The 16,070-nt window shown below is 73.0% G+C and carries 16 protein-coding genes and 3 pseudogenes; 15 read left to right on the top strand and 4 right to left on the bottom strand.

Going from position 1 to position 16,070, the window contains the following annotated elements; all coding sequences use genetic code 11:
- Both ACQP03_RS01245 and ACQP03_RS01240 read right to left on the bottom strand, forming a co-directional pair.
- Positions 1-900, bottom strand: a complete 900-nt coding sequence (locus ACQP03_RS01245) for a CDP-diacylglycerol diphosphatase (protein ID WP_357171640.1) — start codon at positions 898-900, stop codon at positions 1-3.
- Between the two features lie 191 nt (positions 901-1,091).
- Positions 1,092-1,829 (bottom strand): SAM-dependent methyltransferase, encoded by a 738-nt coding sequence (locus ACQP03_RS01240; protein ID WP_433461116.1) that lies wholly within the window; start codon positions 1,827-1,829, stop codon positions 1,092-1,094.
- 203 nt (positions 1,830-2,032) lie between these two features.
- Here ACQP03_RS01240 and ACQP03_RS01235 point away from each other — a divergent pair, with 203 nt between their 5' ends.
- Positions 2,033-2,527, top strand: a complete 495-nt coding sequence (locus ACQP03_RS01235) for a hypothetical protein (protein ID WP_357392551.1) — start codon at positions 2,033-2,035, stop codon at positions 2,525-2,527.
- Positions 2,528-2,628: 101 nt separating this feature from the next.
- Positions 2,629-3,255: a phosphatase PAP2 family protein gene (locus ACQP03_RS01230; RefSeq protein WP_357131993.1), complete on the top strand. Its 627-nt coding sequence runs from the start codon at positions 2,629-2,631 to the stop codon at positions 3,253-3,255.
- A 3-nt stretch (positions 3,256-3,258) separates the two neighbouring features.
- On the opposite strand, the gene ACQP03_RS01225 is transcribed toward ACQP03_RS01230, so the two are convergent.
- Entirely contained in the window at positions 3,259-4,008 is a 750-nt protein-coding gene (locus tag ACQP03_RS01225; protein WP_357132249.1) for a prepilin peptidase, read from the bottom strand.
- A gap of 632 nt (positions 4,009-4,640) precedes the next feature.
- Between ACQP03_RS01225 and ACQP03_RS01220 the strand changes: the two genes are divergently transcribed.
- The 12 genes and pseudogenes from ACQP03_RS01220 to ACQP03_RS01165 form a co-directional block, all read left to right on the top strand.
- The gene (locus ACQP03_RS01220; RefSeq protein WP_363660402.1) at positions 4,641-5,207 is read left to right on the top strand and encodes a hypothetical protein; all 567 of its coding nucleotides are present in this window, start codon (positions 4,641-4,643) and stop codon (positions 5,205-5,207) included.
- A gap of 32 nt (positions 5,208-5,239) precedes the next feature.
- Positions 5,240-6,118 carry a hypothetical protein gene (locus tag ACQP03_RS01215; RefSeq protein WP_357132255.1) on the top strand — a complete coding sequence of 293 codons (879 nt, stop codon included), beginning with the start codon at positions 5,240-5,242 and terminating at the stop codon, positions 6,116-6,118.
- A gap of 46 nt (positions 6,119-6,164) precedes the next feature.
- Positions 6,165-6,824 (top strand): SAF domain-containing protein, encoded by a 660-nt coding sequence (locus ACQP03_RS01210; protein ID WP_355048367.1) that lies wholly within the window; start codon positions 6,165-6,167, stop codon positions 6,822-6,824.
- A 2-nt stretch (positions 6,825-6,826) separates the two neighbouring features.
- A pseudogene (locus ACQP03_RS01205) lies at positions 6,827-7,626 on the top strand (ParA family protein).
- On the top strand, positions 7,616-9,151 hold the full coding sequence (locus tag ACQP03_RS01200) for a CpaF family protein (RefSeq protein ID WP_357131999.1): 1,536 nt from the start codon (positions 7,616-7,618) through the stop codon (positions 9,149-9,151). Before ACQP03_RS01205 ends, ACQP03_RS01200 begins: the two are co-directional and overlap by 11 nt.
- Positions 9,112-10,058 (top strand): annotated as a pseudogene (locus ACQP03_RS01195) (type II secretion system F family protein). Before ACQP03_RS01200 ends, ACQP03_RS01195 begins: the two are co-directional and overlap by 40 nt.
- 37 nt (positions 10,059-10,095) lie before the next feature.
- Positions 10,096-10,965 (top strand): type II secretion system F family protein, encoded by an 870-nt coding sequence (locus ACQP03_RS01190; protein ID WP_357132258.1) that lies wholly within the window; start codon positions 10,096-10,098, stop codon positions 10,963-10,965.
- Between the two features lie 24 nt (positions 10,966-10,989).
- Positions 10,990-11,193, top strand: a complete 204-nt coding sequence (locus ACQP03_RS01185) for a hypothetical protein (RefSeq protein WP_357132005.1) — start codon at positions 10,990-10,992, stop codon at positions 11,191-11,193.
- 5 nt (positions 11,194-11,198) lie between these two features.
- Positions 11,199-11,645, top strand: coding sequence for a TadE family protein (locus tag ACQP03_RS01180; RefSeq protein ID WP_357171646.1), 447 nt, complete (start codon positions 11,199-11,201; stop codon positions 11,643-11,645).
- On the top strand, positions 11,642-12,109 hold the full coding sequence (locus tag ACQP03_RS01175) for a TadE/TadG family type IV pilus assembly protein (RefSeq protein ID WP_357132011.1): 468 nt from the start codon (positions 11,642-11,644) through the stop codon (positions 12,107-12,109). The genes ACQP03_RS01180 and ACQP03_RS01175 overlap by 4 nt, the downstream gene beginning before the upstream one ends.
- Complete coding sequence (locus ACQP03_RS01170; RefSeq protein ID WP_357132014.1) at positions 12,106-12,552, top strand: pilus assembly protein TadG-related protein; 447 nt, start codon at positions 12,106-12,108, stop codon at positions 12,550-12,552. The genes ACQP03_RS01175 and ACQP03_RS01170 overlap by 4 nt, the downstream gene beginning before the upstream one ends.
- Positions 12,553-12,566: 14 nt before the next feature.
- A pseudogene (locus tag ACQP03_RS01165) lies at positions 12,567-13,610 on the top strand (LysM peptidoglycan-binding domain-containing protein); the annotation flags it as partial.
- Positions 13,611-14,335: 725 nt separating this feature from the next.
- Here ACQP03_RS01165 and ACQP03_RS01160 read toward each other — a convergent pair.
- Positions 14,336-15,190, bottom strand: coding sequence for a DUF2231 domain-containing protein (locus ACQP03_RS01160; RefSeq protein ID WP_357132017.1), 855 nt, complete (start codon positions 15,188-15,190; stop codon positions 14,336-14,338).
- Between the two features lie 78 nt (positions 15,191-15,268).
- On the opposite strand from ACQP03_RS01160, the gene ACQP03_RS01155 reads away from it, so the two are divergent.
- On the top strand, positions 15,269-16,069 hold the full coding sequence (locus ACQP03_RS01155; RefSeq protein WP_357171647.1) for a crotonase/enoyl-CoA hydratase family protein: 801 nt from the start codon (positions 15,269-15,271) through the stop codon (positions 16,067-16,069).
- The last annotated feature ends 1 nt before the right edge of the window (position 16,070 follow it).

The raw sequence follows: 16,070 nt of genomic DNA, 5'->3' as shown, positions 1-16,070 counted from the left end.
TCAGGTGTACGCGAGCAGGAAGTCGACGGTGCCCGTACCGCCGGGCTGGCCCTGCGGGGTCTGGAGTGCGGGCTCGCTGTTGATGACGTAGAACCCGCCGTTGCCGACCAGGCGAGGGGTGACCGCCATCGCCTGGTTGGCCATGTTCGCCCCGGTCGGGCGTACGACGAAGTCGCGCAGCAGCGTGAACAGGTTGTCGTTCAGATTCGACACGTGCAGCACGCGGTAGGAGCGGGGGGCCGGGGCGCCCCCGCTCGTCAGGCCCCAGATCGGGACGATCTGGTTCCGCCAGTTCGCCGGGTTGTTGCTGATCACGTTGTCGTACGAGTTGAGCTGAGTTTGAATTCCACTGTGGATGCCGGCCAGGTGGATGTGCAGTTGGTCCTGCTGGCGGGCGTCGGCCGAGTTGATCCCGAGCCCGATGTGCGGGTACACCACGTGCGAGGGCTGCCCGGGCTGCGCGTTGATCCAGGCGTCCAACCAGTAGTTCGGCGCGGCGGCGGTGGCGATGAACGGGCACTCGATGCCCTTCACCCGGCAGGTCGGCACGAGCAGATAGTTGTGGGTGTTCGGCGGCGCGCCGTTGAGCACCACGTAGGTGGACGTGGTGCGCAGGCAGTTGGTCGGCGGTGAGGTCCGTGTACCCAGGCAGACCTGGACCCGGTCCCAGAGGTCGAACCGGCCGCCGGTGTCGGTGGGATAGCCGCACAGCGCCGACGGCGTCGGGCAGGCCGTGCCACCCGGGTTCGGCGGTGGCGGGGGTTGGGGTGTGCCGTCACCACCGTCGGCCATTCCGCCGTCCGCCCCGGCCAGGGTGAGAAGCCCGCCCGCGCTGACGGCCCCGGACAACTTGACGAACTGCCGTCGGGCCATCTGATCGATCCGTCTGCTGCCGCTCATCGCCACTCTCCACCCAGGCCGGTCCGAGGACGCTGCCCGACCCGAAGTCCCTGGTCAGGGTTCGGACGGGAAGGTCGGAACGTGCCGAGATTAGGACAAACATTCACACCTCAGAGGGTCGCCGACGGCGGAGTCCCCTGATCGTGTCCTGACCACTCCCCCCGGGGCCGGCCGCCGAAGGCGAGAGCGGGTCAGCGGCGGACGCCGACCCCGGCGTACCCGTGCGATTCCACGACCTCGGACTCCCCGTCCGGCCGCCACCGGGTGGTCTCCACCAGACCGGGCTCCACCAGGTCGTACCCGGCGAAGAAGCGCAGCGTCTCGGCGTGCGTGCGCGGCACCAGCGGCGCGCTGCTGTTGCGGTAAACGGCCTGACCGCGCTCGGCCAACTCTGCCGGGATGCCGTCCAGCGTCAGGTGCGACAACGCCAGGTGGCTGCCGGGCACGGTCGCGTCGCGCAGCCGGGCGACGGCGCCCCACGGGTCGTCCCCGTCCGGAACGAAGTGCAGCACCGCGAGCAGCAGCACGGCCACCGGGCGGTCCAGGTCGAGCGTGCCCCGCACGCCCGGGTCGGCCAGCAGGTCGTCGGGCCGTCGCAGGTCACCCTGCACGACGGCGGTGCCGGGCACGTCCGTCAACAACCGCCTGGCGTACGCGACGGCCACCTCGTCGTAGTCCACGTAGACCACCCGGGCGTCCGGCGTCACCGCACGCACCACCTCGTGCACCGTGCCCTGGGTGGGGAGCCCCGCGCCGATGTCCAGGAACTGGTGTACGCCCTGCCCGACGGCGTACCGGACGGCCCGGCGCAGGAACTGCCTGTTCATCTGGGCGGCCGCCGCGGTGTCCGGGAAGATCTCCAGCACCCGCTGGGCGGCGGCCCGATCGGCGGCGAAGTTGTTGCTGCCACCCAGGAAGTAGTCGTACATCCGGGCGACGTTGGGGCGGGCGGTGACGTCGGTGGTGTCGGGTGCCGGCTGCTCGGTCACGAGGGATCCCTTCGACGCACGGTCGGATCTCGATGTGTAGCAGCTGAGCCGACGACCCGCCGCCCCCTCGTGTCGTTGATCCGGCTGCACCCCTGGTCAGCGCCGACCACGGTGGGGGCACCCACTCACGAGGAGGGACGCCGATGACCAGTCAACGGGAGACCGTACGGGTCGAGAAAGACCTGTTCCGCGCCGTGTACGACTCGCCCGCGTCACTGCCCGGCCGACACCGGTGGACCACGCCGGAGTCGGATGTCCGGCGTCTGGAGAAGCTGCTGGGTATGCCGACGCGCACCATCGGCGCGCCGCTCTGGGTCAGCGGCGACGAGCCGGACTGCCCGAAGTGTGGCCGGCGGATCACCTGGTACGACATCGTCTCCTCGGCGGTCACCGGACTGCACGACAAGGGCATGATCGCCGAGGTCATCCTCGGCGACCACAAGTACGTCAACACCGAGGTCCCGGACGCCATCGCGGGGGTGCACTGCGCCGACTGCCACACCGTCATCGAGGGCCTGCGCAGCTTCAAGTGCCACAACTGGGCGTACGCCTTCGAGGCGCTGGAGGCCGTCCGGGAGCGCATGGCCGGCGGCCCCGGCCCGACCCAGCGCGCGGCCGAGGGAGCCGCGTCGACCTGAGCCCCGGCCAGCCCATCGCGTGCTGGACCGACCTGCCCCACGTTCGCGTTTCCAAGATGTCTCCAAGGTGAACGCGGTATGAACGTGTGGAGAGGTGATTCATGGCCGACAACGGCAGTACGGACGTCCCAGAGATCAGCGCCGAGTGGTACCGCGACATCGTCGATGCCGCCGCCGGCACCCCGCACCCGGTGCAGTGGTTCGTCGGGCACGCCACCGAGGGGGTGATCCTGCTCCTCGGCGCGCTCCTGGTGGTGGCCGCGCTGCGCCGCCTGGCCGGTGGCCCGCACGACCGGGCACTCGCCCTCGTCGCGCCGCTGCCGACTCTCCTGGCGTACGCGGGCAGCGAATTGCTCAAGACCGTGGTGGACGAGGACCGGCCGTGCCGGACGGTGGGCCGGGCCATCATCGCCGGCACCTGCCCACCGCCGGGTGATTACTCGTTCCCGAGCAACCACGCCACCCTCGCCGGCGCGCTGGCGGTCACCACGCTGCTGCTCTCCCGGCGGCTCGGGCTGCTCGCCCTGCCACTGGCCCTGCTGGCCGCGTTCTCCCGGGTCTTCGTGGGCGTGCACTACCCGCACGACGTGGCCGCGGGCCTGCTGCTCGGCGCCCTGGTCGCCCTCGTCGCGACCCCGCTGCTGGCCCGCCCGGCCGCCGAGGCGCTACGTCGCCGCACCGACGCCCGCCGTCGAATACCCGACCTGGCCGGCCGACCCCGCCCGTAACCCTCAGGTCGCCAGGAGGGCGCCCGCCGTGCCGAGGAGCAGGAACGGGCCGAACGGCAGGTGGGTGGTCCAGCGGACCCGTCGGGCCACCAGCAGCCCCAGGCTCACCAGCGCGGACAGCCCGAACGTGAGCAGCAGCCCGAGCACGAGGACGGGCCACCCGTACCAGCCGAGCAGCGCGCCCACGCCGAGCGCCAACTTGGCGTCGCCCAGCCCGAAGCCGCGGCGACCGAGCAGCAACGTGCTGGCGGCGAAGAACAGGGCCAGACCCGTACCGGCGGCGACGGCCCGCACCCACGGACCCGCCCCGGCGTCGGCCAGCGCCGCCACGCCGAGCAGCAGCCAGGTTCCGCCAGCGGCGGGCAGGGTGAGCCGGTCGGGTAGCCGGTGCACGGCCAGGTCGACGAAGACCGCCGGTAGCGTCCAGCCCAGCCACCAGGCCACGGCCGGCAACGCGCCCAGCGGCGGGCCGACGAGCACGAGCAGCGCCACGGCGGCCAGGGCCGCCACCTCGATCGTGCCGGGCGGCGGCCCGACCCGGGCGCGGCACCGACCACACCGGGCCGCCGGACCGAGCGCGGGCCACGGCCCGGTCAGGCTGATCGCGGCCCCGCAGGCGTCGCACCCGGTCCGGCTGGCGGCGTCCGAGGGTACGGCGTGACGCACGACGGCCAACCGCGCCAGCGGGGTGACGAGCAGGGCTGCCAGCACGGGTGCGAGCCGGAGACGACGGGTACCCGGCACCGGCCCCACCTCGGTGACCGTAGGACCGCCGGAGGCGGACGGTTGGTCGGTCGGTTCGGCCGTCAGCGCCACGTCGACCCCGCCGAACGTCGCGCGACCACCCCGAAAGGTGAACACGGATCGTGACTGAACGTTCGCTCGGGTGTAGCGGATGGCGCGGAAAGCGACGTCCCCCACCGACTCCGTCCGCCCCGGATCGGCCCGCACGATGTGCGGTCGCCGCCGAGCCGCGACGCTGGCCACATGCCGGCTTCCGGTTGCGATGTCCCATTCTCGTAAGGGGCGTAGGGGTCAGGACGGATCGGCCCGCGCCAACGAGGCCGGGCCATTGGCGACCCCTCGACCGACAGCCATCCGAAGCGCCGCACGGACACCTGCCACCACCACCCATCATCACTCAGAGTGTTCGCATGAATTGCCTCTGTTGCATCGGCGAGCGTGAGCTTATGCTCGCCCCTTGAGTGTGACGCAAGCCTCACATCGATGATCGGACAACACAGGACCTCGCATTTGTAGAAGATCCGCAACGGTGAATGCAGAAGCGCCAATGAACGGCCGGATGAAGTGATCCGGGCGCGCTTTCGCATGCTCGACACCGGCGCTTCGTCGCCACGTCGGGCTGTCACGAGGAGGGTTCGGCGGTGGTCGGACGGCAGTTCAGGCGAGCGACAACCTGCCTGCTGGCGATCGTGGCGACGGCGGCGGCCACCGCCTGCGGCAGCGGGCCGGAGGCGGTCGACGACCCGACGTCGGAGCGTGCCGACGGGGTACGGGCAGATTCGGATGTCGAACGCGGGGCCGCCGAAAAGGCGGCGCTCGAGGCGTACTCCGGATATCTCGCGGCCTCGCGCACGGCGAGTGGGCGCGGCGATCCGCACGCGCCGGAACTGTCCAGATTTCTCGCTGATCCACTGCTGACCCGGGTGCAATTGTCCATTCGCGACGCTAAGGAGCACGGCGCGATGCGTACCGGGACCTTGCGATCCGATCCCACCGTGATCGCCGTCGACCTCGACTCGGACCCGGCCACCGTGGAGATCCAGGACTGCCTGGACGCGACCGGCTACCGGCTCGTCTACACGAAGGACCAACGGGTGGTGCCGGGCAGCGGCGGCGGCAAGCACCTGGCGACCGCCACCGCCACCCGCTATCCGGACGGCCGCTGGCTGATCAGCTCCGGCGTCGCGCACCAGGACCAGCCGTGCTGAGCCGCCGGCTCCTCGCCGGGGTCGGTGTGGCGATGCTGCTGGTGGTCGGCACGACCCTGCCGGCCTCCGCCGCCCGCCGTGCGGGCCCGGGGGTGGAGTGCCCGCCCGGCCAACCGGACTGCAACGTCTGGGACGACGAGCCGGGCCACCCCGGCGACCCGGGGGGCGGCGGGGACAACGGCGGCGGAGACTCCGGCGGCGGCGGGGGTGGCGGCGTCTGCCAGTGGGGCGGCCGGACGATCCCCTGCTACGACGACCTGCTGGGTTGGTTCAACAACGGCGACGGCTGCTACTACAAGCTCGCCGTGCCGCAACCGTCGGCACCCGAGGGCCAGCAGTGGTACGTCCAGACCTGCAACGGCGGCGACCTCGGCGCGCAGCGGACCTTGCCGCTCGACGGGCCGCCGGCCGGCTTCGGCGCTCCGCCGGACCCGGAGGAGCTGGCCCGCCGGGCGCTCGCGTCGATCAAGCTGCTGCCGGCGCGGCTCAAGGTCGCCCCCCGCAAGGACATCGGCCCCGGCCTGGTCGGCCTGCCGGTCTGGATGTGGGCCACCCCGAGCGCCAGCTACTTCGGGCCGCTGAACGCCTCCGCGACCGACCGTGGGCTGACCGTCTCGATCGAGGCGAAGGTCAACCGGATCGTCTGGAACATGGGCAACGGCGACACGGTCACCTGCACCAAGCCGGGCACCCCGTACGACCCGAAGGGCAAGCGCGCCGGCCGCACCTCGCCGGACTGCGGCTACGACCACGGCTACCCGAAGGCGGGCACCTACCGGGTGGGTGCCACCACGTACTGGACGGTCCGCTGGTGGACCGACAACGGCGTCGAGGGCGACCCGATCGCGCAGACCCGGACCAGCGGCACCGTGCCGGTACAGATCAGGGAGCTCCAGGTGGTGACCAGGTGAGCGACCCGGTTCTGCGAGCACCCCAGCCACGAATGGAGATCGAACGGTGAGTGTGGCGACGCGTAACGCGACCGGACCGGTGGACGCGCCGGTCAGCCCGCCCAAGGTGGTCCGGCAGCGCCGCGTCCGTCCAGGCTTGCTGGGTCTCGCCGTACTCCTGATCGCCCTCGGTGGGCTGGGGGCCGCATTCGCGGTCACCTCGGTCCGGGCCACCGGCAGCTACCTCGCGGTGGCCCGACCGGTGGAGGTGGGCCGGGAGGTCACCGCCGCCGACCTGATCACCGTGCAGGTCGCCGGCGGCCAGGGGCTACGCCCCGTGCCGGCGGGCCGGCTGGACGAGGTGGTCGGCAAGCGGGCCGCCGTGGCGCTGGTGCCGGGCACCCTGCTCACCCTCGGGCAGGTGACCGACGACCCGCTGCTCGGCCCGGGGCAGCAGCAGATCGCGCTCGGCCTGAAGACCGCCCAGGTGCCCGCCCGCGCGCTGCACCCCGGCGACAAGGTGCTGCTGGTCAGCACCCCGGACGACGACGCCACCGGGGCGGCCGCCACGGCGGGCACCCGGTTCACGGCCACCGTCATCGACATGGTCAGCCCGACGGACGACGAGAAGGTGCTGTACCTGGCGCTCCTCATCCGGGACGTACCCGCCGTGGTGGCGCTCGCCGCCCAGGAGCGGGTCGCCGTCGTGCTGATCGAGGCGGCCTGACCATGGCGATCATCGCGTTGGTGTCCGCGAAGGGTTCGCCCGGCGTGACCACCTCGGCGTTGGCCTGCGCCCTGACCTGGCACCGCCGGCTGGTCCTCGCCGAGTGCGACCCGGCAGGCGGGTCGATCCTCGCCGGCTATCTGGGCGGCCAGTTGGACGGTCCGCGCGGCATCGGGGAGCTGGCCGTCGGCGAGCTGCGCGACGGCAACCTGGAGACCGCGTTCTGGTCCCAGTTGGTCGACCTGGACGCGCCGCGCCGGGAACGGCTGCTGCTGCCCGGTCTGGTCGACCCGACGCAGGCCGGCAGCGTCACCCCGCTCTGGCAGCGCTTCGCCGACTACTTCAACGCCCTGGACCGGGGCACACCCGGCTACGACGTGCTCGTCGACTGCGGCCGACTGCACGTGAACGGCCCACCGTGGCCACTGCTGCGGGCCGCCTCGGTGGTGCTGCTGGTGACCCGGGCGAACCTGCCCGACCTGTCCGGGACGCGGGCGGTGGTCACCACGATCGAGCGGGACTTCGCCGAGCACCGGGTACCGCCGGGCACCCTGCGGCTGCTGCTGGTCGGCGACGGGCACGGGCGCGCCGAGATCAGTCGCGGGCTGAGGCTGCCGGTGATCGCCCGGCTGCCGCACGACCCGCGTACCGCGGGGGTGCTCGGCCTCGGTGGGACCGTGCGGGCCGGACGGCCGCTGCTGCGCGCGGCGACCGCGCTGGAGGTGCCGGTCGGGGCGTTGCTGGAACGGCGACGCGCCCGGCTGGCCTGGCCGGTACAGCAGGGGTGCCGGATGCGGTTTGAACCCGTCTCGGCCGACCCCCGCCAGCAGCCGCCGGGCGCGACGTCCACCGCGCCACCGCTGACCCCCGCGAACGGCCGGCACCACCACGTGCCGCCGATGCCGCAGCCGACGCCCACGCCGCCGCCCGAGACGGCCCCTCGACCCCGGATGGACTTCCAGGTGGTCCGGGAGTTGCGCCGGGAACTCACCGAACGACTCACCCTGTGGCAGCGCGGGCGGGAGTTCACCGTCGACGAGGAGGACACCGAGCGGGCGCGGCTGGCCGTCCAGGTGGTCGCCGAGTACGCCGACGCGGTCCGCCGGGCCGGCACGCCGATGGCCGCCGGCGAGGAGCGTCTGCTGCTCGACCAGGTGACCGCCGAGCTGGTCGGACTCGGCCGGCTACAGACCCTGCTGGTCGACGACACCATCGAGGAGGTGCACATCCTCGGCTGCGACCAGGTGCGCATCACCCGACACGGCGGCGGGGTGGACTGGGGCGAGCCGATCGCCGACAGCGACGCCGAACTGGTCGAGATCCTCCAGGCGGCGGCGCGGCGGGCCGGCGCGACCGAGCGGTCCCTGTCCACCGTGAAGCCCACCCTCGACCTGCAACTGCCCGACGGCAGCCGGTTGGCGGCGGTGTTCCTGGTCAGCCACCGCCCGTACGCGGTGATCCGCAAGCACAACACCCTGGACGTGAGCCTCGACGACGTCGCCGGTAGCCGGGGCGACCTGGACGAGATGATCGACCCGCTGCTGCGTGACTTCCTGCGCGCGGCGATGCGCGCCGGGTTGAACATCATGGTCGCCGGGCTGGCCGGCGCCGGAAAGACCACAATCATCCGGGCCTTGATGAACGAGATCCCGCCCGACGAGCCGTACGTGCTGCTGGAGGAGAGCCGGGAACTGCTGCCGGCGCGCCGCCGCGAACGGCACCGGGCGGTGATGAGCTTCGAGGCGCGGGAAGGGCACGGCGAGCGCGGCTTCGACGGCCGTCCGGCGGGCGAGGTGACGATCGCCGACCTGATCCCGCTGTCGCTGCGGATGGGCGTCCTGCGGATCATCGTGGGCGAGGTGCGGTCCCGCGAGATCGTGCCGATGCTCCAGGCGATGACCACCAGCCGGGGCTCGATGTGCACGATCCACGCCCGTACGGCCGCCGGTGTCGGCGAGCGGATCGTCGAGTTGGCGTTGGCGCACGGCCGCGAGATGACCGTCGACCAGGCACGTCGGATGGCCGGCAACGCCCTCGACCTGATCGTCTACGTCACCGTCGAGGACGAGAGCGCGATCGGCGGACGTAAGCACCGGTTCGTCTCGCACGTGGAAGAGGTGATCGGGGCCGGCGAGGCCGGACGGATCACCACCACCACCGTCTTCGGTCCCGGTCCGGACGGCCGCGCGGTCCCCCGGCACCTGCCGGAACGCGTCCGCGACCAGTTGCTCCGCGTGGGGTACGACTCCCGACTGCTGACCCGGTGGATCGAGGCCGGTACGGGCGCGTGGCGGCGGCCCCGACAGACCCGACTGGCCCGGCGGTGACCTGATGGGGAACAGCCTGGAGTTGATCGCGGTGGTCTCCGGGGCCGCCTGCGTGGCGGGGCTCCTGCTGGCGGTGGTCGCGCTGGTCGGCACCCGTCGACCCCCGGGCCCCGGCCCGGGAGCGGGGCCCGGCCTGAGTCGCCTCTGGCGGGGCTCCGGCGCCACGCCCGCCGAGCGGCGGTCCTACCAGGCGCTGTTGCTCGCCGCGGTGGTCGCCGGGGCGTTGGCGTTCCTGCTGACCGGGCTACCGGTGGTGGGGCTGCTCGTGGCGGTGGCGGTACCCGGTACGCCGTGGCTGTTCGCGGTGGGCAAGGCCGAGCAGCGGGCGATCGCCCGGATCGAGGCCGTCGGCGAGTGGACCCGCCGACTCAAGGACGTCTCCGGTACGGGCCAGGGCCTCCAACAGGCGATCATCAGCACGATCGGCAGCGTGCCACCCGGCATCGAGGACGAGGTACGACTGCTCGCCGCCCGGTTGCAGGCCGGCTGGCTGGCCCGCTCCGCGCTGCTGGCGTTCGCCGACGAGATCGGCGACCCGGTCTGCGACCAGGTGGTGGCGGCCCTGATCCTGCACCTCACCGACCGGGGCGAGCGGTTGGGCGACGTACTCGGCTCGATCGCCGGCGCGGCGTCCGCCGAGGTGGCGACCCGCCGGGAGATCGAGGCCAAGCGCACCCAGCCCCGGTTCGCGGTCCGGTTCCTGACCGGGATGACGCTGGCGACGCTGGCGTACGGCCTGATCAACACCGAGTACATCGAGCCGTACGGCACCCCGACCGGTCAGGTGGTGATGGCCGCGCTCGGCATCGCCTTCATCGGCCTGCTGGCCTGGGTCCGCTCGATGAGTCAGCCGCAGCGACCGGCCCGGTTCCTGCCGGCGCCCGACCCACAGGAGGTCGTCGCGTGAGCGCGAGCGCCACGGTGCCGGCAAGAGGCCCGCGATGATCGTCAACTGGCTCCTCGGCGTCGCCGTCACCGGCGGGGCGGCGATCGGGTTGGGCCTGTTCCTGGTGATCCGCGAGCTGGTGCCGGCCACTCCCGCGCTCGGCCCGGCGCTGCGCCGCCTGCACCAGCCGCCGGGTACCGGCCGGGTGGCCACTCCCGCCTCCCGGCGGTTGGACTGGCTCAGCGGGCTGTCCCGCTGGCTACGACCGCCGCACCGGCAGCTCGCCCTGATCGGCCAGACCCCCGAGCAGTACGCGCTGTCGGTGCTGCTGTCCGCGCTGATCGGACTGGCCACGCCGACCCTGCTCGGGGTGGCGCTGTTCGTCCTCGGCATCTCGCTGCCGCTGGTCGTACCGGTGCTCGGGGGCCTCGGCATGGCGTTCGTCGCCGGTCTGCTGGCGCACCGGTCGGTCCTGACCAAGGCGGACGCCGCCCGCGACGAGTTCCGCCAGGCCGTCTGCACGTACCTGGATCTGGTGGCGTTGCAGCTCTCCGCCGCGCACGGGCCCGTGCAGTCGTTGGAGCGGGCCGCGGCGGTCTGCGACGGCTGGGTGTTCGACCGCCTTCAGGAGGCGCTGCGGATCGCCCAGATGCAGATGCACGCCCCCTGGGACGAGCTGCGCGACCTCGCCGACAAGATCGGTATCCCGGAGTTGGGCGACGTCGGCGCGATCATGCGCTCCTCCGGCAGCGAGGGCGCGCAGGTGCACGAGACCCTGCGCAGCCGGGCCGACTCGCTACGCGACCAGATCCGCACCGACAACCTGGCCCGCGCCGAGGGCGTGACCAGCAAGCTCGACATTCCGGGCGCGCTCCTCGTCTTCGTGCTGCTCGGTTTCGTCGTCTACCCGTTCATCGCCCGTGTCTGATCCGACCCCGAGAAGGAGTACGCCATGTCCATCCTCACCTACCTGCACGTCGTGGTGACGACGCGCTTCGCCGAGCTACGCCGGGACGGCGAGCGGGGCGACAGCCCGGTACCGACCGCGGTGATCATCTTCGGCCTGGTCTTCGTGGCCACCATCGTCACCGGCCTGGCCCTCGGCAAGGCCAACGACTGGATGAAGGCCATCCCGGGCCACACGAACCCGAAGTAGCCGGCATGCGCCGAGTCACGTACCCGAGGTGGCGCCGGGCGGTTTCCGCTGCCCGGCGTCGTCTCGTGACCGGCGACCGGGAGGGGGGCGCGAATCCGGTGGAGCTGGCCGTGGTGATGCCGCTGATCCTGGTGCTGCTGTTCGCGTCGCTCCAGGTGGCGGCCGTCTTCCTGGCTCGTGCCACGGCGTTGAACGCCGCCCAGAGCGGGGTCAACGCCGAACGGCGGTACAACGCGTCCGACGGCGCCGGAGTAGCCAGCGCCAAGCAGTTCCTGTCCACCAGCGGTAGCTGGCTGCTGGGCTGGGACAAGGCCGGCGGTCCGAGCTGTGTGACCAGCGAGGTCGACGTGACCTGCACGGTCACCGGCCGGTCCCTGTCGGTCGTACCCGGCATGGACTTCGAGATCGGGCAGACCGCGCACGGGCCGGTGGAGCGGGTGACAGCGCCGTGAGCCGGACCACCGAGCGCGGCTCGGTCTCCATCGAGGTGGCGGTGCTCGCGCCCGCGTTCATCGCGCTGATGGTGCTGGCGGGCGTTGCCGGACGCAGCGCGGTGGCGGCGGAGGCTCTCGACGCCGCCGCGCACGACGCGGCCCGCGCCGCGTCGATCTCCCGCGACCCGACCGACGCGAAGGAACAGGCCCGCAAGGCAGCCCAGGAGCAGTTGGACTGGCACGGACTGGACTGCGGAGCCGCTCCGACCCTGACCTTCGGCGGCAGGGTCGGCAACAGCGACACCGGATTCGACGACGCCTACCGCAGCGCGCTCGGCCAGAACGCGACGGTCACCGTCACGGTCGAGTGCCGGGTGTCGTTCCGCGACCTACGGCTCAACGCCCTACCGGGCATGCCCACCGAGAACAAGATCGAGGCCAGTTTCACCTCGCCCCTGGACCGCTACCGGAGCCGACGATGAACCTCCGTACGCTCTCCGGCGACCACGGCCGGGTCAGCATCTTCCTGGCCGTGGCGATGATCGGCGTACTGGCCATCGTGGGGCTCTCGTTCGACGGCGCGGGCCAGCTCCGCACGCTGCAACGCGCCGACAACCTGGCCGCTGAGGCGGCCCGCGCGGGCGGGCAGGCCATCGACCGGGCCACCGCGATCGAGGGTGGGCCGACGCGGATCGACCAGCCGCAGGCCCGCGTGGCGGTCGCCGAATACCTCACCGCCGTCGGCTCCACCACCAGCCACACCGTGAGCTTCCCGCAGATCGCCGGGGAGGTCGTCGTCCGGGTACGCCTCACGATCACCTACCGCCGCTCGATGCTCGGCCTGTTCGGCTTCGCTGACCAGGTCACCATCACCGGAGAGGCGACGGCACGGGCCATCACCACAGCCCCACCCCCGGTCCCATAGGAAGGAAGGCAGCCATGTCCGCATCGGGTCGGTCCGTCGTACGGCGGACGGGACGCGTCCTCACCGGCCTCGGCGCGCTCGTCGTGCTCTGCGCCCTGGTGGCGGGCGCGCCGGTCGCGCTGCTCGCTTTCGCCGGCAATCCCCTGCCCGACCATCTGCCCACCCTCGCCGAGGTGGGCACCACCCTGACCAGCCGGGACGACGGGCAACTCTTCCTTCGGGCCCTGGCGTTGGCCGGTTGGTTCGGCTGGGCCACGTTCACCTTCTCCGTCCTCGTCGAGTTGGGCGCGCAGACCCTGCGCCGGCCGGCGCCGAAGCTGCCCGGAATGAGCCGCCAGCAGAAGGCCGCCGCCGCGCTGGTCGGTTCGGTCGCCCTGATCCTCGCGGCCAGCCCGGCCGCCGCCAGCGCCGCCGCGGTCTACGCCGGTCCGGCGTACGCCCAGCCGAGCGCGTCGGCCACCACCACGCGGCTCACCGAGAGCACCCCGCTGGGCCTGGCCGCGAGCGGGCCCCGCGACGCCCTGGGGAGCGGGCCGCTCGGACTTGTCGCGCCGGGCGGGCCGAGCCCCGGCGACCAGGCTGCGCCGGTGTACCGCGTTGCCCGGGGCGACTACCTCGGCGAGGTGGCCGAGCGGTACCTCGACGAGTTCGACGACTACCGGCAACTCGCCAAGCTGAACCGGCTGGACGACCCGGACCGGATTCGTCCCGGGCAACTGCTCCGGCTCCCGGCGGAGGCCACCGACCAGGGCGCACGCTCGCACGCGACCGGCAAACTCGTCGGTCGACCCGCCGCGCCCACACCGCCCGCGCGACCGGCCCCGGAGCGGTCGGCGCCGGAGCGGTCGGCGCCGGAGCGCGCGCAGCAGGCACCACCCAGCGGTACGGAGTCGACGGGTGAGGCACCCACGATGACCGTCGGCGCGGCCCGGGCCGGAACCACCGACCGGGTGAACCGACCGCTGGCCGTCTCCGCCGTCCTGGCCGTGGCGAGCATCGTCGGCGCCCAGATCGGCGCGGTCCTCGGTCTCCGCCGTCGGCCGGCCACGGCCGGCGCCGCACCCCGGCTGACTGCGGCCGCCCGTACCCCGCGACGCCGGTCAACCCGGGTGGGCGGCAGCTCCACCACCGAGAGCCGCGCCTCCCGGAGCGGCAGCACTGGTCGGAGCGGCAACCCCGGTCGGAGCGGCAGCACTGCTCGGAGCGGTGACGCGGGTCGGAGCGGCAGCCCTGGTCGGAGCGGTGAGGCGGGTTGGAGCGGTGACGCGGGTCGAGCGGGCAGTGGCGCCGCCTGGGCCGCCCGTCGTGCGGCGGCGGCCACCGAGACGCCCGCCCCGCCCACTGGCCCTCCGACCGGCACGCCGCTGGCCCTGCCCGGTCGTAGCGCCGGAGCGGTCGGCGAATGGGACGACGACGGCGTCCAGGGCGGTCGGCACCGGCGGGGTTGAGCCGGCACCCGCACGCGTAGGTCGCAGCCCCGCTCGCCGAGTTCCGCTCGAACGACGCCCGGGAGCTGCGGCCCACGCGCGGCCAACGCCCGAGCGCGAGTGGCCCACACACAGCCGACGCCCGAGCGCCATGGCCCACACACAGCCGACGCCCGAGCGCGAGTGGCCCACGCGCGGCCAACGCCCGAGCGCCATGGCTCACACACAGCCGACGTCCGAGCGCGAGTGGCCCACGCGCGGCCAACGCCCGAGCGCCGTGCCCCACACGCGCCCGGGAGCGGACACCCCGGACAGACTGATGGCGGCCGGTCATCGTCGACCCCGCAGCACCGCTGTCAGGGGAGACGGGTCTGGAGCACGCCGTCCTGGATGCGGGTGGGCAGGATCTGCTGGTCGTTGCCGGAGGGACCCTGCATGACCTCGCCGCCGTTGAGACGGAACGCGCTGCCGTGCCACGGGCAGACCACGCACGCGTGGCCGTCGATCTCCTGGACCTCGCCCTCGCCCAGCGGCCCGCTCTGGTGCGGGCACCGCTCCAGCATCACCGTGACCTCGTCACCGTGGCGGTAGAGGATCACCGAGATGTCGTCGTCTACCTCTCGGGTGATCAGCGTGCGCTGCGGCAGGGTGGCCATGTCGGCCAGCGAGTGCCAGCCGTCGCTCATCCGGTGCAGCTCGGACACGCTCTGGTTGACCTGGGCGCCCTGCTTGTACGCCAGATGCCCGCCGATGTACGCGCCGAGGCTGACGGCGGAGAGGCCGAGGAACCCGAGCGCCCTGCCGACGCCGCTCCGCCCGGAGAGCCGCGCCGCCAGTGAGCCGGCGTAGAGGCCGACACCGACGGTGTTCGCGGCCGCGTGCACGAGGCCGACCCGGCGCTGGTCCCGGGAGAGCGCCGCCCAGTCGTTCAACCCGGCGACCGCCGCCGGCAGGGCGCTGACCGTCCCCAAGCCGACCAGCACGGTCGCCGGTCGGCGCTGCCCTGGCATCAGGTCCAGCACGGCGGCACTGATCCACGCCCCGACCGGCACCTGCACCATGGCCGGGTGCAGCGGGTGCCCCAGCGTCACGCCGTGCAGCAGGTCCCGCAGTCGCCGCGGTCGCAGCGTCCCCAGGACAGCCTTCTGCAACCGGTCACCCGCGCGGTCCAGCCGGGAGTCCTGCTCAACTTTCGTCAATAGCGCTCGCACGAGTACCGACTTCCCGGCGATCCCCCTCCCAAACCGGTCGCTGACGACAAACCTGCCGGGGGCGGGCATGCTGGCGGGATGGGTGTGCGGGTGGAGCGCAACGGGGCTGTCACTACGGTGATTCTGGATCGGCCGGAGGCGCGGAACGCTGTCGACGGGGCTACCGCTCGGGCGTTGGCGGATGCCTTCCGCGCCTTCGAGGCTGATCCGGACGCGGCGGTCGCCGTGCTGTGGGGGGCGGGCGGCACGTTCTGCGCCGGAGCCGACCTGAAGGCCATCGGCACGCCGAGAGGCAACCGGGTGGAGCCGGAGGGGGACGGCCCGATGGGTCCCACCCGGATGGTGCTCAGCAAGCCGGTGATCGCGGCCATCTCGGGGTACGCGGTGGCCGGCGGTCTGGAACTGGCGCTCTGGTGTGACCTGCGGGTCGCCGAATCCGACGCCACGCTCGGAGTGTTCTGCCGCCGCTGGGGCGTACCGCTGATCGACGGCGGCACGGTCCGGCTGCCTCGACTGGTCGGGGAGAGCCGCGCGATGGACCTGATCCTCACCGGGCGGGCGGTGCCGGCCGACGAGGCGTACGCCATGGGGTTGGTCAACCGGGTGGTGCCGACGGGCCAGGCGCGGGCGGCGGCCGAGGAACTGGCGACGGCGATCGCCCGGCACCCGCAGACCTGCCTGCGCAACGACCGGGCGGCCCTGCTGGCCGGCGTCGGACGGCCCGAGGCGGAGGCGCTGGCGACCGAACTGGCGTACGGGATGGATTCGCTGGACACCGACGCGCTGGCCGGCGCGGCCCGGTTCGCCGCGGGCGAGGGCCGGCACGGCACGACGCCGCCGGGAGGGTGGGACCTCCCGGCGGCGTCGGCTACCGGGTGAA

The sequence above is a fragment of the Micromonospora sp. CA-248212 genome (genome assembly GCF_050948405.1).
In the GTDB taxonomy this organism is placed as follows: domain Bacteria; phylum Actinomycetota; class Actinomycetes; order Mycobacteriales; family Micromonosporaceae; genus Micromonospora.
Note: the sequence above shows the minus strand (reverse complement) of the source record. Positions and strands in the feature narration are given on the sequence as shown.

Bases quoted from the DNA above. Each gene is read 5' to 3' on its own strand.
- ACQP03_RS01245 (WP_357171640.1), bottom strand. From the start codon at position 900: ATGAGCGGCAGCAGACGGATCGATCAGATGGCCCGACGGCAGTTCGTC.
- ACQP03_RS01240 (WP_433461116.1), bottom strand. From the start codon at position 1,829: ATGTACGACTACTTCCTGGGTGGCAGCAACAACTTCGCCGCCGATCGG.
- ACQP03_RS01235 (WP_357392551.1), top strand. From the start codon at position 2,033: ATGACCAGTCAACGGGAGACCGTACGGGTCGAGAAAGACCTGTTCCGC.
- ACQP03_RS01230 (WP_357131993.1), top strand. From the start codon at position 2,629: ATGGCCGACAACGGCAGTACGGACGTCCCAGAGATCAGCGCCGAGTGG.
- ACQP03_RS01215 (WP_357132255.1), top strand. From the start codon at position 5,240: ATGCTGCTGGTGGTCGGCACGACCCTGCCGGCCTCCGCCGCCCGCCGT.
- ACQP03_RS01200 (WP_357131999.1), top strand. From the start codon at position 7,616: ATGCGGTTTGAACCCGTCTCGGCCGACCCCCGCCAGCAGCCGCCGGGC.
- ACQP03_RS01185 (WP_357132005.1), top strand. From the start codon at position 10,990: ATGTCCATCCTCACCTACCTGCACGTCGTGGTGACGACGCGCTTCGCC.
- ACQP03_RS01180 (WP_357171646.1), top strand. From the start codon at position 11,199: ATGCGCCGAGTCACGTACCCGAGGTGGCGCCGGGCGGTTTCCGCTGCC.
- ACQP03_RS01170 (WP_357132014.1), top strand. From the start codon at position 12,106: ATGAACCTCCGTACGCTCTCCGGCGACCACGGCCGGGTCAGCATCTTC.
- ACQP03_RS01155 (WP_357171647.1), top strand. From the start codon at position 15,269: ATGGGTGTGCGGGTGGAGCGCAACGGGGCTGTCACTACGGTGATTCTG.